At 63.3% G+C, this 20,816-nt stretch carries 24 protein-coding genes, 1 tRNA gene and 1 pseudogene; 13 read left to right on the top strand and 13 right to left on the bottom strand.

The window, feature by feature from the left end:
- Window positions 1–63: 63 nt before the first annotated feature.
- Entirely contained in the window at window positions 64–1,035 is a 972-nt protein-coding gene (locus OXF11_18585; GenBank protein MCY4489103.1) for a TAXI family TRAP transporter solute-binding subunit, read from the bottom strand.
- Window positions 1,036–1,205: 170 nt separating this feature from the next.
- On the opposite strand from OXF11_18585, the gene OXF11_18580 reads away from it, so the two are divergent.
- From OXF11_18580 to OXF11_18540, 9 genes are all read left to right on the top strand, one after another.
- Window positions 1,206–2,381, top strand: coding sequence for a hypothetical protein (locus OXF11_18580; GenBank protein MCY4489102.1), 1,176 nt, complete (start codon window positions 1,206–1,208; stop codon window positions 2,379–2,381).
- A 24-nt stretch (window positions 2,382–2,405) separates the two neighbouring features.
- Window positions 2,406–3,527 carry an amidohydrolase family protein gene (locus OXF11_18575; protein MCY4489101.1) on the top strand — a complete coding sequence of 374 codons (1,122 nt, stop codon included), beginning with the start codon at window positions 2,406–2,408 and terminating at the stop codon, window positions 3,525–3,527.
- Window positions 3,528–3,548: 21 nt separating this feature from the next.
- Complete coding sequence (locus OXF11_18570; protein MCY4489100.1) at window positions 3,549–3,959, top strand: VOC family protein; 411 nt, start codon at window positions 3,549–3,551, stop codon at window positions 3,957–3,959.
- A 17-nt stretch (window positions 3,960–3,976) separates the two neighbouring features.
- Window positions 3,977–4,753: an SDR family NAD(P)-dependent oxidoreductase gene (locus OXF11_18565; GenBank protein MCY4489099.1), complete on the top strand. Its 777-nt coding sequence runs from the start codon at window positions 3,977–3,979 to the stop codon at window positions 4,751–4,753.
- Window positions 4,750–6,366 carry an ABC transporter substrate-binding protein gene (locus tag OXF11_18560; protein ID MCY4489098.1) on the top strand — a complete coding sequence of 539 codons (1,617 nt, stop codon included), beginning with the start codon at window positions 4,750–4,752 and terminating at the stop codon, window positions 6,364–6,366. Before OXF11_18565 ends, OXF11_18560 begins: the two co-directional genes overlap by 4 nt.
- Window positions 6,367–6,437: 71 nt before the next feature.
- The gene (locus tag OXF11_18555; protein ID MCY4489097.1) at window positions 6,438–7,427 is read left to right on the top strand and encodes an ABC transporter permease; all 990 of its coding nucleotides are present in this window, start codon (window positions 6,438–6,440) and stop codon (window positions 7,425–7,427) included.
- A gap of 60 nt (window positions 7,428–7,487) precedes the next feature.
- Window positions 7,488–8,393 (top strand): ABC transporter permease, encoded by a 906-nt coding sequence (locus OXF11_18550; GenBank protein ID MCY4489096.1) that lies wholly within the window; start codon window positions 7,488–7,490, stop codon window positions 8,391–8,393.
- Complete coding sequence (locus tag OXF11_18545; GenBank protein ID MCY4489095.1) at window positions 8,393–9,400, top strand: ABC transporter ATP-binding protein; 1,008 nt, start codon at window positions 8,393–8,395, stop codon at window positions 9,398–9,400. Before OXF11_18550 ends, OXF11_18545 begins: the two co-directional genes overlap by 1 nt.
- Window positions 9,397–10,392, top strand: a complete 996-nt coding sequence (locus OXF11_18540; GenBank protein ID MCY4489094.1) for an ABC transporter ATP-binding protein — start codon at window positions 9,397–9,399, stop codon at window positions 10,390–10,392. Before OXF11_18545 ends, OXF11_18540 begins: the two co-directional genes overlap by 4 nt.
- A 14-nt stretch (window positions 10,393–10,406) precedes the next feature.
- On the opposite strand, the gene OXF11_18535 is transcribed toward OXF11_18540, so the two are convergent.
- The gene (locus OXF11_18535) at window positions 10,407–10,652 is read right to left on the bottom strand and encodes a type II toxin-antitoxin system HicA family toxin (GenBank protein ID MCY4489093.1); all 246 of its coding nucleotides are present in this window, start codon (window positions 10,650–10,652) and stop codon (window positions 10,407–10,409) included.
- Window positions 10,649–10,867: a type II toxin-antitoxin system HicB family antitoxin gene (locus OXF11_18530; protein ID MCY4489092.1), complete on the bottom strand. Its 219-nt coding sequence runs from the start codon at window positions 10,865–10,867 to the stop codon at window positions 10,649–10,651. The genes OXF11_18535 and OXF11_18530 overlap by 4 nt, the downstream gene beginning before the upstream one ends.
- Window positions 10,868–11,163: 296 nt before the next feature.
- Here OXF11_18530 and OXF11_18525 point away from each other — a divergent pair, with 296 nt between their 5' ends.
- Both OXF11_18525 and OXF11_18520 read left to right on the top strand, forming a co-directional pair.
- Window positions 11,164–11,787, top strand: coding sequence for a glutathione S-transferase N-terminal domain-containing protein (locus tag OXF11_18525; GenBank protein ID MCY4489091.1), 624 nt, complete (start codon window positions 11,164–11,166; stop codon window positions 11,785–11,787).
- A gap of 131 nt (window positions 11,788–11,918) precedes the next feature.
- A tRNA-Arg gene (locus OXF11_18520) sits at window positions 11,919–11,992 on the top strand.
- A 24-nt stretch (window positions 11,993–12,016) separates the two neighbouring features.
- Here the strand turns inward: OXF11_18520 and OXF11_18515 are convergent.
- The 6 genes and pseudogenes from OXF11_18515 to OXF11_18490 all read right to left on the bottom strand — a co-directional run bounded on the left by OXF11_18515 (window position 12,017) and on the right by OXF11_18490 (window position 16,602).
- Window positions 12,017–12,385 (bottom strand): VapC toxin family PIN domain ribonuclease, encoded by a 369-nt coding sequence (locus tag OXF11_18515; GenBank protein ID MCY4489090.1) that lies wholly within the window; start codon window positions 12,383–12,385, stop codon window positions 12,017–12,019.
- 179 nt (window positions 12,386–12,564) lie between these two features.
- Window positions 12,565–12,675, bottom strand: a pseudogene (locus OXF11_18510) (type II toxin-antitoxin system RelE/ParE family toxin).
- Window positions 12,676–12,739: 64 nt separating this feature from the next.
- Complete coding sequence (locus OXF11_18505; protein MCY4489089.1) at window positions 12,740–13,483, bottom strand: hypothetical protein; 744 nt, start codon at window positions 13,481–13,483, stop codon at window positions 12,740–12,742.
- A gap of 43 nt (window positions 13,484–13,526) precedes the next feature.
- The gene (locus OXF11_18500) at window positions 13,527–14,003 is read right to left on the bottom strand and encodes a hypothetical protein (GenBank protein MCY4489088.1); all 477 of its coding nucleotides are present in this window, start codon (window positions 14,001–14,003) and stop codon (window positions 13,527–13,529) included.
- Window positions 14,004–14,221: 218 nt separating this feature from the next.
- Window positions 14,222–14,560 carry a helix-turn-helix transcriptional regulator gene (locus OXF11_18495; protein MCY4489087.1) on the bottom strand — a complete coding sequence of 113 codons (339 nt, stop codon included), beginning with the start codon at window positions 14,558–14,560 and terminating at the stop codon, window positions 14,222–14,224.
- Between the two features lie 32 nt (window positions 14,561–14,592).
- Entirely contained in the window at window positions 14,593–16,602 is a 2,010-nt protein-coding gene (locus tag OXF11_18490) for an alpha/beta hydrolase domain-containing protein (protein ID MCY4489086.1), read from the bottom strand.
- Between the two features lie 309 nt (window positions 16,603–16,911).
- Between OXF11_18490 and OXF11_18485 the strand changes: the two genes are divergently transcribed.
- Window positions 16,912–17,748, top strand: coding sequence for a VOC family protein (locus OXF11_18485; GenBank protein MCY4489085.1), 837 nt, complete (start codon window positions 16,912–16,914; stop codon window positions 17,746–17,748).
- 34 nt (window positions 17,749–17,782) lie between these two features.
- On the top strand, window positions 17,783–18,094 hold the full coding sequence (locus OXF11_18480; GenBank protein ID MCY4489084.1) for a YciI family protein: 312 nt from the start codon (window positions 17,783–17,785) through the stop codon (window positions 18,092–18,094).
- A gap of 26 nt (window positions 18,095–18,120) precedes the next feature.
- Here OXF11_18480 and OXF11_18475 read toward each other — a convergent pair whose 3' ends face one another.
- The 4 genes from OXF11_18475 to OXF11_18460 form a co-directional block, all read right to left on the bottom strand.
- Window positions 18,121–18,900 (bottom strand): ABC transporter permease subunit, encoded by a 780-nt coding sequence (locus OXF11_18475; GenBank protein ID MCY4489083.1) that lies wholly within the window; start codon window positions 18,898–18,900, stop codon window positions 18,121–18,123.
- Window positions 18,897–19,646 carry an ABC transporter ATP-binding protein gene (locus OXF11_18470; protein ID MCY4489082.1) on the bottom strand — a complete coding sequence of 250 codons (750 nt, stop codon included), beginning with the start codon at window positions 19,644–19,646 and terminating at the stop codon, window positions 18,897–18,899. The genes OXF11_18475 and OXF11_18470 overlap by 4 nt, the downstream gene beginning before the upstream one ends.
- 81 nt (window positions 19,647–19,727) lie before the next feature.
- On the bottom strand, window positions 19,728–20,492 hold the full coding sequence (locus tag OXF11_18465; protein MCY4489081.1) for an ABC transporter permease: 765 nt from the start codon (window positions 20,490–20,492) through the stop codon (window positions 19,728–19,730).
- Between the two features lie 89 nt (window positions 20,493–20,581).
- Window positions 20,582–20,816 (bottom strand): hypothetical protein (locus OXF11_18460; protein MCY4489080.1); only part of this gene is annotated, 235 nt, incomplete at its 5' end.

Raw genomic sequence — 20,816 nt, 5'->3', positions numbered from 1 at the left:
CATTCACTTCGCCGCCCGCGTGTTTGTTTCCGTTCGAATAGCGAAACCAGGGCCGGCGCCCGCTTACATCACGCCTTTTTCCTTCCAGAAGCGCTCTGCTCCGGGATGCAGCGGGGTGACGATGCCCTTGGTGCCGTCCTTGACGTTCATTTCCTTGAACGTCTTCTTCTGGTTGCGCATGTAGGCCAGACCTTCGTCGGTGTAGATCTTGGAGAGCAGATCGTAGACGATGTCCGCGGACACCTTGGAGTTGGCGACCCAGAGCGTCGAGTCCTGGAACGAGGGGGCCGTCTTGTCGACGCCGCGGTAGGTGCCGGCGGGCACCGCCAGCTTGGCGAAGTAGGGGTACTTCTCGAAGAAGCCGCTCTCCTCGGCGTCCTTGGCGAGATCGACCAGTTCGATGTCGTTGGTCTGCGCGGCCATGATCACGGCGCCGCTGGGAAACGCGGTAAACAGCCAGAAGGCATCGAGCTGGTTGTTGCCGAAGGCGGCGGCCGCGTCGTTGTAGCCCATGGCGTTGCGCTTGATCTTGTCCCAGACGCCCATGTGGGTGAAGAACAGCTCGCAGTTGGCAAAGGCGCCCGAGCCCGCGTTGCCCACGCCGACCCGCTTGCCCACCAGGTCCTTGACGCTGCGGATGCCCGACCCCTTGCGCACCACCAGTTGCGCCGGTGCGCCGTACAGGTACGAGACCGCGAGCACGTCCCTGTACTTGCGCGTGTCGTTCTTCATTCGGCCGTTGTGTCCAAGATACACGTGGCCCGAGTAGACCACGCCGAACTGCATCCGGCCCGCGTTGACCTTGCGCAGGTTCTCCACCGAGCCGGCCGAGGACTGGGCCCTGACCCGGTAGTCCTTGGACTTCTTCACCGGGCCGTAGGTCTGAATGGAGTTGGCCACGACCTGGAAGGTGCCCCCGGCCGGTCCGCCTCCGAACACGATGCGGTCGGCGGCTGAAACGGTCGAGGTAAGGGTGAACGCACAGGCCGCCAACGCGGCCCCTGCAACGACAATGGTCCTACGGCTCAGGTTCATGGATCATCTCCTTCCTGGGTTCCTGACTCTTCCCGAATCGTACGTGCTTCACCGTTCAATAATGAACCAGTCATGCGCCAAGTCAATACTCTCAATCGCTGAAACCGTGCTTGTACGGCACCAGGCGTTGATGTATCGTCCGGGCCAAAGCCGCAAGAAGGGAGAGCATTTTGGGAGATTTCCGGCCCATACCGACCGCGGCAGCTCAGGCCATCGACAACCTTCTCGACGGTTGCGCGGCCGTCCAACGCGACCAGCACGTGGTCATCCTGGCGGCCGTGGACGGGCTCTACGGCGGCGTCAACGTCGTGGACGAGACCGCCATCGCCTGGGTCCAGCAGGGCGTGGAGTCCCGCGGCGCCCACGCCACGGTGATGTGGGTCGACCTGCCGGTCCGCCGTAGCGTCATATGGCCGGACATTCCGACACGGGATACCGTGTGGCGCGTCCCAGGGCCGGTGAAGTCGGTGATGCACGGCGCGGACCTGCTCATCAGCCACGTGCTCGATTTCTCCACCGAGGAAGAACTGAAGGAGTGGCCGGACCTCCTCGCGGAGACCAAGGTCCACTTCGTGCGCAACATGGCGACGACGGCCGGCCTGCTGTCGACGGCCTGGGCGCGAACGCCTCACGAATACGTCGCCGAGCTTCGTCTGCGCACCGCCGAGTTGATCCATGCCGGCGATCGCTGGGAGCTTAGGAATCCCAACGGAACGCACCTGGAAGGGACGGTGGGACCGGCAACCTCCAACTGGGGAACCTATACGGCGCCGCGCGGCCGCAGGGGTTCCTTCCCGGAGGGCATTTACCCGGCCATCAACCCGGTGGGCATGCAGGGAGAGCTCGTGTTCGACCGGATGCTGCCGGTGTGGGCCCGTGACATCGGCGTTCCGCCGAGCTTCGACCGTCCCGTGACCGTGACGATCCGGGACAACCACATCGTGAAGTTCGAGGGCGGCGCGGAGGCGAGAACACTCGAAGCGTTCTATGTGGAGCTCGCGAAGGTGCTCGGAGAGGACCACGGCTACGAGATGCGCGCGCCGCACGGCGGCATCCACCCGGCGGCGCGGATTCGCCCGGTGCTGTGTCCTGACGAGGAATACCGCGAGTTCCTGCATTCCTTTCATCCGTCCAGCATCCACCTGCATTTGGGCAACCACCGGTACAACGATGACTTCCCCTATTGCCTCCACGCCGCACCGGAGCTCCGGGGCTCCACGTTGAAAGTGGACGGGAAGGTGCTGCACGATGGAGACCGGCTCGGAGTCATGGAGCACCCCGGCGTGACGGCCATGGCGGCGAAGTATCCGGACCGTCCGGCCAGGGACGCGGAACGATGGATCTGATCTCCGCGGAAGGAGAGATCGGGCATGCCTGACTGGAAACTGTTCTCGGCGGATGATCACGTGGACCTCCCGTACCTGCCGGGAGATCTCTGGGAGAAACGGGTTCCGGCGGCGTATCGCGACCGCGCTCCGCGGCTGGTCGAGAGGGCCACCGACTGGCACTGGGAGCTGGACGGGCGTTTGCTGGGCACACCGCAGAAGAAGGACGCCGTGATCACCACGAGCTTCGGCCATTGGAGCACTCCGGTGGAACATGAAGGGGGCAGGTGGCGGCCCACGACCCCCGAGCTGCGCCTGGCCGACATGGACCGGGACGGGGTGGAGACACAGGTGTTGTACGGCGGGCTCACCAGGGGTTTCGGCGTCGAAGACCCCGATCTCAATACCGTGGTCACACGAGCCTATAACGAGTGGACCGCCGACTTCTGCGCGGCCGCGCCCGAGCGCCTGGTCGGCCTGGGATGGATACCGACCCACAGCGTGGAAGCCGCCATCGAAGAAATGCACAACTGCGCGAGGCTTGGGTTGAAGGGAGTGCAGTTCCAGGCGTTTTTCGCGGAAAAGCCGCACTGGGACGAGGTATGGGAGCCCTTGTGGGACGCGGGGGAGGAGACCGGGCTCCCGGTCTCCTTCCATGTCGGCGGCGGTCAGTGGAGCACCCAGGGAGAGAAGCCGCCCGGACGCGGCGTCCAAACGACCTCCACGACCGTGGCGCCGATACAGCTCGACGAGGTGCTCGTGTCGGTGGTCATGTCCGGGATCCTGCACCGCCATCCCGGGCTCAGAGTGGTGCTCGGGGAAAGTTCCATCGGATGGATTCCGTTCGTGCTTCACCGGATGGACTGGGAGTACGACGTTCGCATGAACAAGGGGAGAGGGGGTGACGCCGCGGTCCTGGACATGCGTCCGTCGGACTACTACCGGCGCCAGGTGTATGCCACCTTCCAGTCGGACCCCGTCGGCGTGAAGCTCCTGGAAGAGGTGGGTGTGGACAATGCCCTGTGGGCCTCGGACTACCCTCACGGCGACTCCGTGTGGCCGCGCTCCCAGGAAACCGTCGACGAAGAGTTCGCGGGGGTGGACGAGGCGGTGGCACGGAAGGTCACGCGGGACAACGGCATCAAGCTCTACCTTGGCGGGGAATAGCGATTCGGAAACGAGGCGATCATGGGCATCTCCGGCATCGACCATTGGGTCATCATCGTCAGGGACATGGATGCGTCGGTGGCCTTCTACCGCAAGCTGGGGCTCGAGGAGTCCTGGCAATCCAAGGCGGGAGGGGAGTCGTCGCGGCCCGTGTTCCGCATCAATGATGCGCAGCTCATCAAGTTCTACGCGGCCGACCGCTACGAGATAGAGAGTCCTTCAGGGGCGCCGAACTACGCCCCGGGCTCCATGGATTTCTGTCTCACATGGGACGGGACGGTGCAGGAGATCCTGGACTTCCTGAAGGAGAACGATATACCGGTGCGTTCGGGTCCGGCGGCGCGGTCGGGCGGACGAGGGCGCGCCACCAGCGTGTACATCCGGGATCCCGATGACAATCTCATCGAGATCATGTCCTACGAGACGGACTAACGGACGGGAGGACGGGTTTGGAGAACAGCCGGCAAGTCGCGGTGGTCACGGGCGGGGCGAGCGGTATCGGGCTCGGTATCGTGCGCCGGTTGTCCGAGCGGGGCATGGCGGTGGTGGCGGCCGACTGGAACGCCGCCGCGTGCGCGGACGCGGCGGCGAGCCTGGACGGTGACCGGGACCGCACCGCGGTGGTGGAGGCGGACGTCGGGACCGAAGCGGGCGCCGCCGAAGCCGTGGAAACCGCCGTCACACGCTTCGGCCGCATTGATCTCCTGTGCAACAACGCGGCCATCCACCCCATCGCCACCGTCGAAGAGATGGACGTCACGGCCTGGAACGAGGCCTTCCGGGTGAATGTGACGGGCGCCCTCCTGTGCAGCCGGCGGGTTTTGCCGCACATGAAGAAGCAAGGGGCCGGGAGCATCGTGAACATCGGATCGGTGAGCGGGGTTGCGCCGTACGTGGGCGGGGGCGCCTACGCGGTCACCAAGGCCGCGCTGGCGATGCTGACACGGGTGCTGGCGCTCGAGGCCGGACCGTCCGGAATCACGGTGAACTGCATCGCTCCGGGTTCGATCCAGCATCGTACCCCGGGCGGCGGAAACACGTCCCATATCCCCGTGGGCCGGGGCGGTACCATCGATGACGTGGCTTCACTCGTGCTCTATCTCGCATCCGCGGAAGCCAGGTACATGACAGGGGCGACTCTGGTGCTTGACGGAGGAGCTACCGCCGGCCGCAAGCGGGCCGGAGCCGCAGTCGAAAGGCTGCCGGACCAAGGAGGTGAAAGATGAACCTTCGCAAACGTTGCAACATCGTTTCCATGTTCGTGCTCGCGGTATGGCTCGCCGCCGTTGCCGCGTTAACCCTTGCCACCCCGGCTACGGGCGACGCCGCCTCGAAGCCGGAGGCATGGGAAAAGCGCCAGGGCGGAACCCTCGTCATCGGCAGCTCCAAGGACATGAACACCAAGCATCCCTTCACGCGGGTGACCTCGGTGGACGAGTTCATCAAGATGATGATGTGGGAACCCATCACCATGTACGACCTCGCCGGCAAACTGCACGGCATCCTGGCGGAGAGCTGGGAACCCAACGCCGACGCCAGCGAGTGGACCTTTAAGCTGAGGCGCGGCGTCAAGTTCCACAACGGAGCGGAGATGACCTCCGCCGACTGGGTCTGGTGCTACAACTACATACTGAATCCGGCCAACGGCGCCTACGCCAACACCGTGCTGTCCGACAACATCGCCAAGGTCGAGGCCGTGGACCCGTACACGGTCAAGTTCAAGATGGTGGGACCGCGGGCGCTCTTTCCCCACGTGCTCAGCTCCATCCAAAACGGCACGATCGTTCCGAAGAACTCCCTGGGCGGCAAGGTAGGGGAGATCGAGGGGAATCCTCCGCCGGGCACCGGCCCCTACCAGTTCGTGAACTGGACGCCGGGAACACAGGTGGAGTTCAAGCGGTTCGACGAATACTGGGACGGCACGCCCTACCTGGAAGGCCTCCGGTTCCGGATCATCACCAACAAGGCCGCCCGACAGAACGCATTGCGCGCCGGCGACGTGGACATGGCGGATCGCCTGAGGCCGTCGTTCGCCGAGCGGGTGAAGAAGGGCAAGATCACGGGCATCAAGACACGGGCCGTCGGCGGCGCCGGCTTTCGGCAGCTCTACTTCAACACCAAGGGGAAGTGGACCAGCGACAAGCGTGTCCGGGAAGCCTTCATCCTGTCGCTGGACCGGGAAGCCACTGTCGAGGAGGGCTTCCTCGGTGTGGGCGATCCCCTTCCGCTCGCCGTGCCTCCGGACTCGGACTGGCTCCGGGTGGGTACCGCCAACCTTCCGTCCTATGAACGGGACGTCAAGCGCGCGCGTCAGTTGCTCAAGGAGGCCGGCTACAACGGCGAGCCGTTGTCGCTCAACATGACCCTGGGGCAGGAGGTTGCCCTTGGCGAAGCCATCGTGCGCCAAGCGGCGGAGGCGGGCCTCAATATCAAGATGGCTCCGGTGGAGTCGACCATCTTCTATGAACGCCTGGGCAAGGGCGATTTCAGCCTGCTCATGTCGAGCGGCCGTTTCCGGGGCGAGCCGGGGCTGGAAGAGACCATCAATTACGTATGCGAGAAGGGGAAGGTGCGCCGTTCGCGCACGGGATACTGCAACCCGGACATGGACGCCTTGATCTCCTCGTATCCCACGGCCTCGGATCGGGCGGAGCGCGTGCGAATCTACGGCCAAATCGTCAAGGCCGTGTTCGCGGACGAGATGATGCAGTACGGGATAGGGTGGTCCAACAACCGCAACTTCGGCTGGCGGGACAAGGTCAAGGACTGGCAGCGGGGGCCGGGCCAGGAGTACCGGAACGCCCTGGGAGGCCTGCACCGGACCTGGATCGAGAAGTAGTCACCTTCAACACGAGAACGTAACGGTTGGCATTTCGTCATGAAAGTGGGAGCCGTCGCGACTGAAAGCGCGTGGCGGCTCCCACGAAGCGCATGATCCGCTACACGCTGCTCCGCGCTCTCCAGATGATTCCCACCGTGTTGCTGGTGACGGTGGCGGTCTTCGTCCTGATCATCATCATACCCGGTGATCCTGTCCTGAGCATGCTCGGCTACTATGCCGACGACGTCACCGCGGTGCCCCATGAGATCTACGACCGCATGTTCCGGGAGCTGCGCCTGGATCGTCCGATTCCGATTCAATACCTCTATTGGCTCGGCGATGCCTTGCAGGGAGACTTCGGCAAGTCCGTGGTCTTTCGGGTTCCGGTGATCGACGTCGTGCTGTCCAGGGTGCCCGCCACCCTGTACCTCGGGACCGCCTCCCTGTTCATCGCCATCGCCGTCGCCGTCCCCTTCGGCGTATGGGCGGCGGTGAAGAACGACACCTGGGTCGACCACCTGGCGTCCGGCTTCGTGCTGTTCGGGGTCGCCGTGCCGGGTTTCTGGTTCGGCATGATCGTGATCCTGGTGTTTGCCATCTACCTGGGGTGGCTGCCCTCCATCGGTTACGTGGCCCCCCAGGAGGACTTCCTGCGATTCCTCAGGCACCTGATCATGCCCGCGACCGTGCTGGGACTCGACGTGGCGGCCAACATCCTCAGGTTCCAGCGCACGGACTTTCTCGACCAACTGCATCAAGACTACGTGCGCACGGCCCGCGCCAAGGGATTGCCGGGCCAACTGGTGATCTGGAAGCACGTGCTGAAAAACTCACTGATAGCCACCGTGACCGTGGTCGGCCTGAATACCGCGCGGCTCTTGGGAGGCTCCACCGTCATCGAGACGCTCTTCAGCTACCCCGGCCTCTCCCGGCTGCTGATCGAAGCGATCTACGCCCGCGACTTCCCGGTCATCCAGGCGGTGGTCCTGTGGATGGTGGTGCTCGTGGTCGTCGTCAATTTCTTCGTGGACCTCATCTACGCGTACCTAAACCCGCGGATACGGTACGCGACGGCGTAGGACGGAGTACGAAGCGGCTGTTTTGCTCTCAGTCATGGCAAGGCGATGAACACGAACCCGATGGATGCCGCTTCCGGCGCCGAACCAACGGCGGCCCCGGCATGGCACCAGGAAACGCTGACTCAGCGCGTCAGCGGGTTCTTCCTGCGTGACCGGCGCGCCATGGTGGGCATGATCCTGCTCGTGGTCATGCTGTTCGCCGCGTTCGTGGGTCCGCGGCTCGTCCCCTACGAACCCGACCAGCCCAATGTCCGGAACCGGTTCGCGGCGCCGAGCTGGTCCCATTGGATGGGCACGGACCGCAGCGGAAGGGACCTGTTGTCGCGGGTCCTCGCCGGCGCCTCCATCAGTTTCAGGGTCGCCATCGGCGCCGCCTTGCTGGCGCTGTTGATCGGCGCGCCGCTCGGGGCGGTCACGAGCTACATCGGCGGCCTCGTGGATGACGTGACCCAGAGATGCATGGACGCTATCATCGCGTTCCCTGCCCGGCTCCTGGCCATCGTCCTGGTGGTTCTGATGGGACCATCGGTCGTGTCATTGTGGTTCGCCATCGCCTTCAGCTCGATACCACGCTACGCGCGCATCATCCGCGGCAGCGTGCTCGACCAGAAGGAGAGGGAATACGTCGAGGCCGCCCACGCCATCGGTGAAGGACGGCTGGCCATCCTGTTCCTCTACATCCTGCCCAACGTGCTTCCGCCCCTGGCGGTGCAGGTGACGCTGGACTTCGCCAGCGCCGTGTCGGTGGAGGCTTCCCTGAGCTTCCTGGGCTTGGGCCTGGTCCCGCCGACCATCAGTTGGGGCGGCCTGTTGAACGATGCGCAGCAATGGCTCGAGGAGGCCCCCTGGCTGGCGATCTTTCCCGGCGCGGCGCTGGCGCTGACCGTGCTGAGCTTCGTGCTGATCGGAGACGCGATCCGGGACCACCTGGATCCCCGCACCCGGCGCCGGGGAGGGATGCGCTGATGGCCTTGCTCGAGGTGCACAACCTGACCGTCGACTTCAACCTCGGCGTGGAGAGCCTGCGGGCGGTGGACGACGTTTCGTTCACCCTGGAGCCGGGCGAGGCCCTGGGCATCGTAGGGGAATCGGGATCGGGCAAGACCGTGACCGCGCTGTCCATCATGCGCCTGCTCGATCCGGCGGCCAGGATCACGCGCGGGCAGATCTGGTTCGGCGGCCAGGATCTCGTAACCCGGGACGAGTCCGCCATGGAGTCCATTCGCGGGCGCAGGATCGGCATGGTGTTCCAGGAGCCCATGACCAGCCTCAACCCGGGCTACACCGTGGGGGAGCAGGTGGCCGAGGTGTACCGCCATCACCTTCACTTGAGCCACGCGGAGGCACGGCGCCGCACCGTCGCGATGTTCGAGCGCGTCAAGCTGCCGGGGGCGCGGGAGATGTTCAACAAGTATCCGCACGAGTTCAGCGGCGGCATGCGCCAGCGCGTGACCATCGCCGCCGCGCTGGCGTGCGGACCGTCGCTCTTGATCGCCGACGAGCCCACGACGGCCGTGGACGTGACGATTCAGGCGCAAATCCTGTCGCTCCTCGGGGAGCTGCAACGGGATATGAACCTGGCGCTCCTGTTCATTTCACACGACCTGGCCGTGGTATCGGAGCTGTGCACGCGCGCCGCCGTTCTTTACGGGGCGAAATTGATGGAAGTAGGGAGCACCGACGCGATATTCACGGCCCCGAGACACCCTTACACGGCGGGGCTCATCAACTCCGTGCCCCAGCGGGGACAGCCGTTGCAGGGCGTCCCCGGCACGATCTTCGACCTGCGCGCGCCGCCCCCGGGCTGCCGCTTCCACCCGCGCTGCGTCCACGCCCAGCCGCGATGCAATCGGGACATCCCGGAGCTGACCCGTTCGCCGGCGAGCACGCCGGCGGAGCGCGGGCATGTCTACGCATGCCACTATCCGCTGGCTCGCGGGAACACGACCGACGTGAAGACGGGACCGGCATGATGGAAGTCGCCCGCACGGCCGGCAGCACGCCGCCTCTGCTTCACGTCCGTGACCTCGTCAAGTATTTCGACGTGAGCGGAGGGGCGTTTCGCCGTCTCCTGTACGGACGGCGCACCGTGCAGGCGGTCGACGGGGTTTCGTTCCAGGTTGCCCGGGGCGAGACCCTGGGCTTGGTGGGGGAAAGCGGTTCGGGCAAGTCCACCACGGCCAAGCTCATCGCGAGGCTGCTTCCGGTGATGTCCGGGGATGTGACCCTCGCCGGCCGCGACATCCTGAAGGCCTCGCCCGGCGAGATGAAGACGCTCCGCAAGGACATCCAATTTATCTTCCAGGACCCGTTCTCCTCGCTGAATCCACGCATGCGCACCGAGATGATCATCGGCCGGGCCCTGTCAATCCATTTTGGCCTCCACGGAAACGCGCGGCGCGAGCGTGTGGTGCAGTTGCTCGAGCAGGTGGGGTTGTCCGCCCAACATCTCGAACGTTACCCTCACGAGTTCAGTGGCGGGCAGCGGCAGCGCATCTCCCTCGCCAGAGCTCTGGCCACGGAGCCTTCGCTGATCCTGGCGGACGAGCCCGTCTCATCGCTGGACGTATCGATTCAGGCCCAGGTACTGGCCCTCCTGCAGGAGCTTCGCAGGCGCTTGCAGCTCACCATGGTCTTCATCACCCACGATCTCAACGTGGCCGAATACGTGTCGGACCGCATCGCGGTCATGTACGGCGGCAAGATTATGGAGGAGGGCGCCACGGACGACGTAATGCAGCGTCCCCTGCACCCCTATACCAAGGCGCTCCTCGAAACGCGTCCGCGCATCGGCCACCCGGGCCAACTGCGCCCCCTCGAAGGCGAGCCCGCCGTGCCGTTGAACCCCGGCCCGGGCTGTCGGTTCGCATCCCGCTGCCCGCTACGCATCGCGGAATGCACGGCGCAAGCCGTTCCCTTGGTGGAGAAGAGGAGGGGGCACAACGTGGCATGTATCAGAGCCTGACCGGACAGCCACGGCTATCGCAAGTCGAGCTCCCGCAATAGTTCCTCGACGCCGATGCCGTGATGCCGGGCGATGCTCTTCAGAATGCTCAACAGGGTCTTCGCCTTGATGGGTTCGTGCAACGGGATGACCTCGTGGTGTTCGCCGCCCCTCTGTGTCGTGACTCGCACGTGCGAGCCCCGCTGCCGCACCTTCTCGTAACCCATCCGACGAAGCGCGGCCAGGAGGACGGCGCCGCTTACGTCGCGCGGCAACTTCACGCCACCAACACCTCGTCCCTCACGTAGTGCAACCGAATAAGGCGCGGCCGAGTAGTTTGGTCATCGAAGTAGCAGTCCACCGCTTCCCTGACATTACGGCGGAGTTCGTCCAGGGTGTCGCCCTGCGTGTGGATGCCGAAACCAAGCGCACTGGCCGAGTATCCTCCGTCCAGTTCGTCCTCGCTCACTTCGAAAATGATCTCTGTTCCCGACATCGGTCGCTCCCATTCCTTCCGCCCTCGTATCGCGGGACTCGACGGGTATCCTCAGGCGGAGCGCCAAGGTTCATGGCGCGCATGAACATCCGTGGACATACTGTCAATCTCGGTATTTCCTGTCAAACGTGGAGCGGCCACGGCCGCGTGCAGCGCCTCGGATGCGGTTGCCGGACTCTGTGAGATGCCGGTCAGGTTCGGTGGCCAGAAAGGCGCGCGTCGAGTAACATGCTGCATTCCGGGCTTCCGTTGCATTGGGCCGGCGGGCAAGCCAAGATGGATACGAAGGAGGCATCATGATCGATCTGTATACCTGGAGAACACCCAACGGCCGCAAGGTGTCCGTCATGCTGGAAGAGCTGGAGATGCCCTACGCCGTGCATCCCGTCAACATCGGCAAGGACGAGCAGTTCGCGCCCGATTTTCTCGCCATCAGTCCCAACAACAAGATCCCGGCCATCGTCGATCAGGACGGTCCGGGCGGGAAACCCTACAGCCTGTTCGAGTCGGGTGCCATCCTCCTCTACCTCTCCGAGAAGTCCGGGGGCCGGTTTCTGCCCGAGGAATCCCGCGCTCGCCATGACGTCTTGCAGTGGCTCATGTTCCAGATGGGCGGGGTAGGGCCGATGTTCGGCCAGGCGCACCACTTCCTCGGCGCCAAGGAGCAGGTCCCCTACGCCATCAACCGCTACAAGAACGAGACCCGCCGCCTGTACGGTGTAATGGAGAAGCGTTTCTCAGAGCACGAGTATCTGGCCGGCGATTACTCGGTGGCGGACATCGCCACCTACCCGTGGGTCGGCCGGCATGAGAGACATGAGGTGGACCTGGCCGACTTTCCGAGCGTCAAGCGCTGGTTCGACATGATCGGTGCCCGCCCCGCGGTCCAGCGCGGCATGGAGGTGCCGCCGGACGGGTAGCGCGGGGCGCCCCAACGAACCGGGAGTCGTTTGACAAGCCGCGCGAGGGCGTGTCAGAAACGCACCTCACGGCTTCGGAACGGGTCCCCCGGCGTGCCGGGAGGCCAACGCCGTGTTAGACTTCCTCATACGCCCCCGTAGCTCAGTAGGATAGAGCACAGGATTCCTAATCCTGGTGTCGTGAGTTCGAGTCTCGCCGGGGGCACTTTCCCTCAGGATCCGAGAGGTCCTAACCAAGCAACGGATTGCGTGTCGGAACGCTCGGAAAGCGACTGAAGTCACGGTCGGCCGTCCAAAGCTCGGTGACGCCGTGGCTCACGCACATCGTGGCTATCCTGGCATCATGAACCATGGGGCCTTTCACTTGACCTGCCAGAACCTGCCGTTTCAGTAAGTCCCAGTGTTCAGCACTCTCGTGCAAGAACACGGCAACGGGGGATTCAAGCCAAACATCGACTTGATCCACGGCCTCGGTGATGCTCGATGGCGGATCGTAGATCCTGGGGTGCGTCGCAATGGTCATGAACTCGTGAACGCATGGCCAGGGTATGCCCCATGCCACGCGTCGTCCGGGATGCGGAGGATCGATCATCGCCATACTCATGCCTCCCATTTAGCAGGATGTTGAAAAACTCCGAACGGCACCCTTCGACTGCGCTACGCTCAGGGCGAATGGAATTTTCATCAGAACTCCTTGACTTGACCGTTCGCCCTGAGCGTAACGTAGCGAAGTCGAAGGGCGCCGACCCATGTCGTAGGGAGTTTTTCAACAATCTGTTAGTGGTAGTCGGGCCGGTCGACGTCGTAAGCGTCACCCTCTTCAATGCGAAATGCCACTCGCCAGTTCCCAGAGACCGAGATGCTCCAGCACCCCTTGGGATCGCCTTTCCGCCTGAGCCCTTGATGAGAAAGATTTCGCGGTGACGACCCCTCCGGCCCGGCCTGGAAGCCCTTAGCTCCTGAGCAGTATCTTCTCGACGTTGCGGAACGCCTCGTCGTTCCAGCCGTCGTTCCCATGGTTCATCGAATTCAGATTCTGCAGAAACTGCCCAATCTTTTCCAACACTTTACGAGCGTTGCAGTCGCGTTTTTGTTCAAGGTCTTTCAGAAATTCCACAAGACACCGAGCAATATCTTCGGCCCTGATGTTCTCGATGCGAGAAGTGTAGAATCGTAACGCGGCGCGCACGAACTCTCGATTGTAGCCCCATTTTCTGATGAAGTACCCGCCTATCTCGTCTTTCTCCCCGGCGCCAATTTCTCCGTCGGCGTTGGCGATGCTCAAGGCAAGTGGAGCCATCATCTCAAAAACCCCGAATGCCAGCGCGTCCAACGGGGTGTTCAGGTACTTCGGTATGCGTTCGGTCGATTCATCACTCAATTTGTCGTAGACGGTCTTGCCCGTCATCCATAAAGCTGCGGACAAAGCGCCGGCTCCGATGACCCACCCGATCGGTGTCACCGCCGTTCCCAAGCCGATCATGCCGAGTATTCCGCCCGCAGGGAAGAGAGTGCCTGCGACAACAGGCGTCGCTGCGGTTGCACCGCCAGCAACACCGGCAAGGGATCCGTGCAACAAAAGATCGGCGACCTTTCCCTTTCTCAGGAACCAGTAGGCGTCTTCTCCGATCTCCAACTGGGCCTTGAACTGAATGGCCTGGTCAACCACTCTCTCGATGTCGAGTTCCTGGACCAAGGCATTCCATTCTGATTCTGGTGTATTTGTCGTAATCATGGCTTCATGCCGTTTTCAGAACGTCGAAGGGTTTGAGGACATCAAGGGTCCTGGCCTTGAACGCCCGGAACTTGACATCGTTGATCAAGCCATATGTTGCGCCAAGAATTACAAGGAGCGTCGTAACCGGGCCGCCCAGCACGGCACCGATGACCGGAATCGCGGACACCAGGTAGCCCAGCACGGCGCCTGCTATGCCTCCGAAACTCGCATGTGGAAACTCGCCGAGCAGGAAAAAGATCGCCTTGAGAATGATTCTCCCAATCCAGACCACTGCGCCGCCGATGGTGATTGTAGCCTGTGCGATGCGGTCGAGTAGCACTTTTACATCGGCGCTGACGTTTAGGTTATCAATCATGTCCGTGACGCCCTGTCGCGTCAATTGCATCGACAACAGTTTCTCAAGGGTGCTCCCGTCAAGCTCTTTCGCCTCTTTCGAAAAGCGTTTTCCGGTTTCAGCGTCGTTAGCCTCAATCAGCATGATCCATCCTCCTGTTTACACGTAGTATTCCCGGTCCGCCTTCTCCACCATTGGCTTTTGACGCGCATAGACAAATTCTCCGACAAGACATCCTCCTCGCGTAGCGCGTACACAACGTCCCACTGGGATTACCGTCTCAATACATTCCGATGTCTTTCGAACCATTCGTGTGCGATCTGTTGATTCTCAGGAGGCCCTCGCAGGACTAACCAAGCATTTCAATCAACCTCGACCAATGCATCGATGGTCGTGCCAAATACCCCTGCGAGCCGGGACAGCACTGAGGCAGATCCGGGTTTGAGACCGCGCTCGATCTCGGAAAGGTAGCTCGCAGCGACCCCTGTCTTCTCGGAAAGGTCACGCAGTGTCATCCCATGATGTTTCCGAAAAGCGGCGCAAGGGCTCGTGCCGTTCATGACGGCAAGAGCCGCGTCATGAGGGATCCGGCTGCCGTCGTCTGCATCACGAGCGGCCAGCAGGTCCTCGAGTTCCTCATTCCTGATCACCAGGGCATCATAGTCGGCGCGTTTCAGAGTGATGGTTTCTGCTCTAGCCATATGCTTCCCTTCGATGCCTGACGAACAAGTTGTCAAGTCCCTTGGTCTGGATCATCGGTCACGCCGTTCAGAAACGCTTGACGACAATCGGTCACCAGCGCGTCCGTGTCCTCGGCAAGCATGAGACTGGCCTGGACCAGGGACTCGATTTCCGTTCTTATCTGCTGGAGATAGTCGTCCACGTCGCGGTAGCGCTCCTCCAGGGACAACCGCGGGTCGCCGCCCGCCTCGCGTTCGGCGCGGGTCCGGGGGAAGGGGATGGAAGAGCCCAGCAGGCCCGACAGTTCGCCTTCGGCCAGCTCCTCGGACTGGAGATTCCATCCGGTGTAGGTGGCGAGCGGGACCGTGATCCAGGGGAGGCGGATCCCGGGGACGTCGTTGCCGTCGGCGTCCACCGCGGGCACGAGGACGGTGTAGCCGGCGCCGTCGGGCGGCGGCTTCGGGCGGGCGTCGATAACGCCGCGGGCGAGGCCTTCGCCGTAGTCCAGGAAGAGCTGACGGTTGTGGAGCCCGGTGCAGCCCCCTCCGGGAATGGCCGGGAAGCCGTTGCGCAGGCTCTCGGGGTCGACCTGCGTGCCGTCGGCGTTGCGCGGGATATGGCTCGGGGGCGGGGCGGTGCCGTCGGTGGCCCAGCGGTCCATGGCGGCGATGAGGGCGCGCAGGGCCGGGCCGATGGGCAGGGGGTTGTTCGGATGCCGGGTCTTTCCCCTTGCAACCTGAGTGCCGTAGGGGGCGTTGTGCTGCGTGCTGGCCATCAGGTAAACGCGCACGCGGTCGGGCAGGGGGACATCGTTTCCCCGTCCGTCGGTGTGCGCCAGTGACCCGCGCTTCTGCCAGTATTCGGTGGATGTCTGGGTATGGATCACCAGCGGGTCCGTGGCCGGCCGTTTCAGGATACCGTCCTTCCGGCCCGTTTGCGGGTCCTCCATGACGTTGTAGGCGAACGGGAACAGTTCGGGCTCGAGCTGGTTGGTGTGCTGCTGGCACGAGGTGACCGGCCGCGCGAATTCGTAGTTGAGGAACATGCGTCCGCCGCCCGCGGCGTGGGGGGCGATGGCGTCGAACACCGGCTGCCCCTCCTCGTCCTCGTTGAAACCCTGGTAGACCAGGTCGCGCAGGAAGCGGCCGCTCTGGGAACGGCCCCAGGCATACGTCTTCTCGACACCGGTTCCTTCGGCCAGCGGATTGGGATTCCCGGCGCCGTCGTCCTTCCGGTAGCGCAGGAACGAGACCAGATCGCGCACCGCGGCGAACCCCAGGCCCAGCACCAGCGGGTCCCGGGCAGTGTACACGAGTTCGTAGATCGCCCCTGGGGTGAAGCCTCCCGGCAGGTGTAAATGTGACGCGCTCGGCGTAACCGCCGGCGCTCCGCCGCGATCCGCGTTCTCCTCCGTTGCAAACGCCCAGTCGGAGGAGGGTATGACGTGGCGCTCCCCGTAGGACTGCATCCTCACGGTCAGTTCGGCGTGGGCGTTATCCAGGGTGGCGGCGGCGTAGCTGCGGACGCGCGGATCGCCGCTCAAGGGCTGACTGCGCACTCCCGGGCGGTTCACGCAGATCTCGGTGCGCACCCGTCGCTGGATCGGCTGTCCGTGGTCGGTGGCGACGGGGACGGCCAGCGCCATGCCGTCCTTCCAGGGTACGAGGTCTCCCTGCCAGCCGGAGGTGACCCAGGTATAACCGTGACGCATCAGGAAGCCGTTGCCGGCGTGTTCCAGGGACACCGGGTCGTTGCACTCGGGGGCGTCGTTCAGGAACATCAACCCGCGTTTGCTGCCCCGGTTGGGTGCCTCGTACAGAATCCGCCGGTTGCCCTTGTCCAAGTCCTTCGGCCGCAGGATGTGGATGTCGCAACGGTACTCCACGGCGCCACGCTCGTTCCGGGGCGCATTGGCGAGATTCACGATACAGGCGTTACGGGGGTCGTTCGGGGTGACCTCGCCGCGGACCTCGCCCGCCACGATCTCGTAGGCGCACGCAGCCCCGAATTCGTGATTATCGGCAAACGACTGCCTGCGACGGATGAGGAAATGGGTCAGCATGAATGGAACCTTCCTCGGAAAACCTTCGTCAAATCCACGGCCAAGCCCGGGAACAAGGGTGTGGTGAAACATGCCGTATGGCTGGGTTCGGTCGTCATCATGGGTCTCCCGCGTGCCTCGATACGGCCGCCGGGCACATGTCGATGGAAACAGGGAGAGGAGCGAAACGCAAGCATGATGGCAGTCAGACAAGGCAACACTTCATCAACCCCGGAAAATGCGTTAAGTTGGCACCGTAGCCCGTCCAATCCGCCGCGGGCTGCTTACGCGGAACACTCCGGGCGAGAATCTTTCACGGAGGAAGTCGACATGATCAAGCCCACCGCACTCAAGCGCGGCCACTACGAATGCAAGTCCCTGGACGACACGTTGCCGGTGCTGACGGATCTGCTGGCATTCGACGTCGTGCGGCGGGGAGACGGACAGGCGACGGTGAAGCATCCCAATACGGACTGGGAGCTGGTCGTTCACGAGGGTTCGCCGGAGGCGGTGGACAAGCCGCACCTGCACCATTACGGCGTGCGGGTGGAGACCCTGGACGAAGTCAACGCGGCCTACGACTACATCCAGTCGCAGAAGGAGCGCTACAAGCTCATGCGCGTCAGCCGTCCCCACGAGAACCACTTCGCCCACTCCGTCTATTTCCGTGAGCCCGGCGGCAACGACTGGGAGATCGAGTACTACGACCACGAGGCGGTGGTGCGCGGCCAGCGGAATGCCATCAACCCGTGGGGGGAGAAGATGTCGGAGGAGCGGTTTCCGGGCCGCGGCTACTTGCCCCAGGCGCTGAGCCACGGCACCCGTGAATGCGACGACAAGGCGGTCAGCTCGAAGTTCTACAGCGAGGTGCTGGGTCTGGAGATTCTCGGCGGTGGGAGGATGTCGGTGTACATCAAGCACTTCGACACGCCCTGGTACGTGGTGGTGCTGCCTGGGCGGAAGCGCCACTACGTGTCGTCGTTGAACCGGTTCACGCTGGAGGTGGAGACCGAGCAGGAGGTGGTGGACGCGCACCGGGCGTTCGGTACGTCTGGAAAGGACGTTGGCATCGGCGAGGTGGGCGACCTGCAAGAGGACAACGGAGAGGTCTCGTTCGTGTTCAGTGACCTCGACCAGAACTGGTGGGACATTTGCGCCGCCCGGTAGGCGCCGAACGCGGACGTCAAAGGAGAAGACGAGCATGTGGTTCATCGGACTGAGGAGCACCGCCAAGCCCAGGGAAGAGTGGACCGTGACGCTGGACGATCATCTGTCCTGGATGAAGCGCCAGCATGAGGCGGGGAAGATCGTCATGTCCGGACCGACACCGGACCGCAGGCTCGGCATCTACCTCATACGCGCGGACTCACGGCCGGAAGCGGAGGAGATCGCCGGCAGCGATCCCTACACCGCGGCCGGATTCTGTACGTTCGAGTTGATCGAGTGGGAGCTGCACCAGGTGATGGGGGCCGGGCCGTTCTCCATGGCGGAGATCAAGGCGCACAGCCAATAACGCCCCCACCGGCGTGGTCGGTCAGGCTACAGGGCGGCGGCCGAGAACGTGCGGCGCCAGGCGAAGGCGCGCCGCTCGAAGCGGGCGATGACGCCGTATTCGATGATCAGCATCAGGATCACGAACAGCAGCACCCACGCCAGCACCTGCTCCATGTCGAAATTCTCGAACCAGAAGAAAAACATGTAGCCGATGCCGAACTTGATGCCGAAGGTTTCGGCCAGGGCGACGATCTTCCAGGTCATGCCGAAGGAGTAGCGGAACGCGGACATGAGGTAGGGCATGAGCTGGGGGATGTAGACCTTCCGTATCATCATCCGCCTGTTGGCCTTGAAGGACTTGGCCATGTCCATCAGGCTCTTATCCATGGCCTTGGTGCCTTCCGCCATGTTCACGGTCACGAAAGGCGTCACCACCGCCATCACCGCCACGAGGCTCCCGGTCTCGCTGAAACCGAACCAAAGCACCGCCAGAAACACCATCAGTATGGTTGGGATGGTGAGAAACAGCGGGATCAGGCTCATGAGGGCGTACTCCACGGTCTTGCGGAGTCCCATGGCCAGTCCGATGCCGATGCCTGCGAGCATCGCCACCACGAACGCGATGACGATACGGAACATCGTGATGCCGATGTGGAAGTAGGCCGAGTGGCCCTCGGGACCGAGCTCCACCAGGATGCGTCCCATGGTCATGAGGATCCGGAACGGGCTGGGCAGGACCTCCGGCAGCGTGAACAGCGAGCCGATCCACCAAACCATTACGAGCGCCACCATGGACGCCGCACGCATGTAGAAACGCATGCTCATTGGGACTGATGCTCCAGAACGGCGAAGAACTCCTGCACCAGCTCCTTCTCCATGTCGAACAGACGCGGATCCTCGGGCTGCCGCGGCCGCGGCAGGTCCACGGGGACGTGCCGGAAGATCCGCGCCGGCTTGGTGCTCATCATGTACACGTTATCGGACAGGTAGACCGCCTCGCGAAGGTCGTGGGTCACGAACAGGATCGTGGTTTTTGCGCGTTCGAGGATCTCCATCAGGTCGATGCGCATCTTGCGCGCGGTGATCTCGTCCAGATGGCTGAAGGGTTCGTCCATGAGCAGGACGTCGGGCTCTATGGCCAGGGCGCGGGCGATGGCCACCCGCTGCTGCATCCCGCCCGACAGGTTGAGGGGGTAGTTGGGCTCCTGGCCCGCAAGACCCACCATGTCGAGGTACTTGGTCACACGGTCGCGCCACAACTCGCGGGGCACGGCCTGGGCCTCCAGCGCAAAGCGGATGTTGTCGTCCACCGTGAGCCAGTTGAGCAGGCGGGCGCTCTGGAAAACGTACCCCACGTGAATGGCGCCGTCGGGCGACTCGGTGGCTGGATGCACCGTCACGCTGCCGCCGGATTCCACCTCAATGCCCGCAATGACATTCAGGAGCGTGGATTTCCCGCAGCCGGAAGGACCCACGAGGCTGGCGAACTCGCCCTCCTTGACGTCCAGGCTCACGGCGTCGAGCACCACGAAATCTTCGCCGCCGCCGGGGGCGGGGAACTTTTTGGTCAACTTGTCTACATGAACGACGGTCGAAGCCATGAACGATACCTGTGTGGGACGATAAATAAGTTTGAACGTTGAGCGACGCGCCTACGTGGCCACCTGATGCCGCCACCGGAAGACCCGTCTCTCCCAGGACCGGAATATCAGCACATCCACCAGGACCATGAAGACCATGAAGCTCACGCCCCAGGCGAGCATCATGTCCACCCGCGTGTCCTGGAAGTGAAACACGAGCATCTGCCCGACTCCGCTGCCTACGGCGAAGGCCTCTCCCACCAGCACGATCTTCCAGGACAGGGAGAGCGCGATGCGCATGGACGAGAAGAGGTACGGCATGAGCTGCGGGATGATGACCTTGCGGACGATCAGGTGCCGGTTCGCCTTGTAGACCTTGGCCATGTCGATGACTTCCTTGTCGATGGCCTTGGTTCCTTCCCAGACGTTGAGGGCCACGAACGGGAAGACGATGAGCACCGTGGTGAAGACCGGTCCGATGTCCGAGAGGCCGAACCACAACACTCCCAGAAATGCCCAGCAGATGGCCGGGAACGTGAGCAGCACCATGATCCAGCCGTCGAGGAAGGCCTCCACGTGCCGGTGGAGCCCCATGATCACACCGGCAATGCCGCCGATGACCATGGAGAAGCCCAAGCCCAGAATGATCCGGCGGAGGGTATCCCAAACCACGGTGTAACTGCTGGGATCGGAATAGACAGTGACGAGCCGCTGAACGAGCTCCTGCGGTCCGGGCAGGAAAGCCGCCAGAAACAGCAACGATACCAATTGCCACAGCAGGACGAAGGCCAGCAAGGTGAGAACCCCGGCCACAAGACCGGGCCTGCTCTTGATCATGGGGAGAGCCTGTCAGAGATGGGTAATGAAGGGTCCGGGTCCTCGCGCCGGCCGAAACCGCCGCGAGGACCCGGACGCCGTGACCGCGACTAGTTGAGAATCAGCCCGTGCTTCTTCTTGTCCGGAACGAAGTCCAGGACGCCGCGCCGTTTGGCCATTTCGAGGAAGTTCCACTGGTGATCCACGGTTTCCTTGTCCCACTTGGCCAGGAAGACCTTGTTCTTCTGCAGCCAATCCCGGTAAACGCCGGCTTCGGCCTTGTTCTTGATGCCGGTCACCTTGGCGAACTTGGCCTCGGCCTGATCGAAGTTCTTGGGGTTCCGG

Source organism: Deltaproteobacteria bacterium (assembly GCA_026712905.1).
Taxonomy (GTDB): domain Bacteria; phylum Desulfobacterota; class Binatia; order UBA9968; family JAJDTQ01; genus JAJDTQ01.
This window is presented reverse-complemented; position numbering and strand designations above follow the sequence as displayed.

What these genes read in the sequence shown, in the direction of transcription:
- OXF11_18545 (MCY4489095.1), top strand. Translation starts at nt 8,393, where the DNA reads ATGGCCTTGCTCGAGGTGCACAACCTGACCGTCGACTTCAACCTCGGC.
- OXF11_18490 (MCY4489086.1), bottom strand. Translation starts at nt 16,602, where the DNA reads ATGCTGACCCATTTCCTCATCCGTCGCAGGCAGTCGTTTGCCGATAAT.
- OXF11_18465 (MCY4489081.1), bottom strand. Translation starts at nt 20,492, where the DNA reads ATGATCAAGAGCAGGCCCGGTCTTGTGGCCGGGGTTCTCACCTTGCTG.
- OXF11_18540 (MCY4489094.1), top strand. Translation starts at nt 9,397, where the DNA reads ATGATGGAAGTCGCCCGCACGGCCGGCAGCACGCCGCCTCTGCTTCAC.
- OXF11_18475 (MCY4489083.1), bottom strand. Translation starts at nt 18,900, where the DNA reads ATGAGCATGCGTTTCTACATGCGTGCGGCGTCCATGGTGGCGCTCGTA.
- OXF11_18500 (MCY4489088.1), bottom strand. Translation starts at nt 14,003, where the DNA reads ATGCTGATTGAGGCTAACGACGCTGAAACCGGAAAACGCTTTTCGAAA.
- OXF11_18575 (MCY4489101.1), top strand. Translation starts at nt 2,406, where the DNA reads ATGCCTGACTGGAAACTGTTCTCGGCGGATGATCACGTGGACCTCCCG.
- OXF11_18485 (MCY4489085.1), top strand. Translation starts at nt 16,912, where the DNA reads ATGATCAAGCCCACCGCACTCAAGCGCGGCCACTACGAATGCAAGTCC.
- OXF11_18495 (MCY4489087.1), bottom strand. Translation starts at nt 14,560, where the DNA reads ATGGCTAGAGCAGAAACCATCACTCTGAAACGCGCCGACTATGATGCC.
- OXF11_18585 (MCY4489103.1), bottom strand. Translation starts at nt 1,035, where the DNA reads ATGAACCTGAGCCGTAGGACCATTGTCGTTGCAGGGGCCGCGTTGGCG.
- OXF11_18570 (MCY4489100.1), top strand. Translation starts at nt 3,549, where the DNA reads ATGGGCATCTCCGGCATCGACCATTGGGTCATCATCGTCAGGGACATG.
- OXF11_18560 (MCY4489098.1), top strand. Translation starts at nt 4,750, where the DNA reads ATGAACCTTCGCAAACGTTGCAACATCGTTTCCATGTTCGTGCTCGCG.
- OXF11_18480 (MCY4489084.1), top strand. Translation starts at nt 17,783, where the DNA reads ATGTGGTTCATCGGACTGAGGAGCACCGCCAAGCCCAGGGAAGAGTGG.
- OXF11_18550 (MCY4489096.1), top strand. Translation starts at nt 7,488, where the DNA reads ATGGATGCCGCTTCCGGCGCCGAACCAACGGCGGCCCCGGCATGGCAC.
- OXF11_18525 (MCY4489091.1), top strand. Translation starts at nt 11,164, where the DNA reads ATGATCGATCTGTATACCTGGAGAACACCCAACGGCCGCAAGGTGTCC.
- OXF11_18515 (MCY4489090.1), bottom strand. Translation starts at nt 12,385, where the DNA reads ATGGCGATGATCGATCCTCCGCATCCCGGACGACGCGTGGCATGGGGC.
- OXF11_18530 (MCY4489092.1), bottom strand. Translation starts at nt 10,867, where the DNA reads ATGTCGGGAACAGAGATCATTTTCGAAGTGAGCGAGGACGAACTGGAC.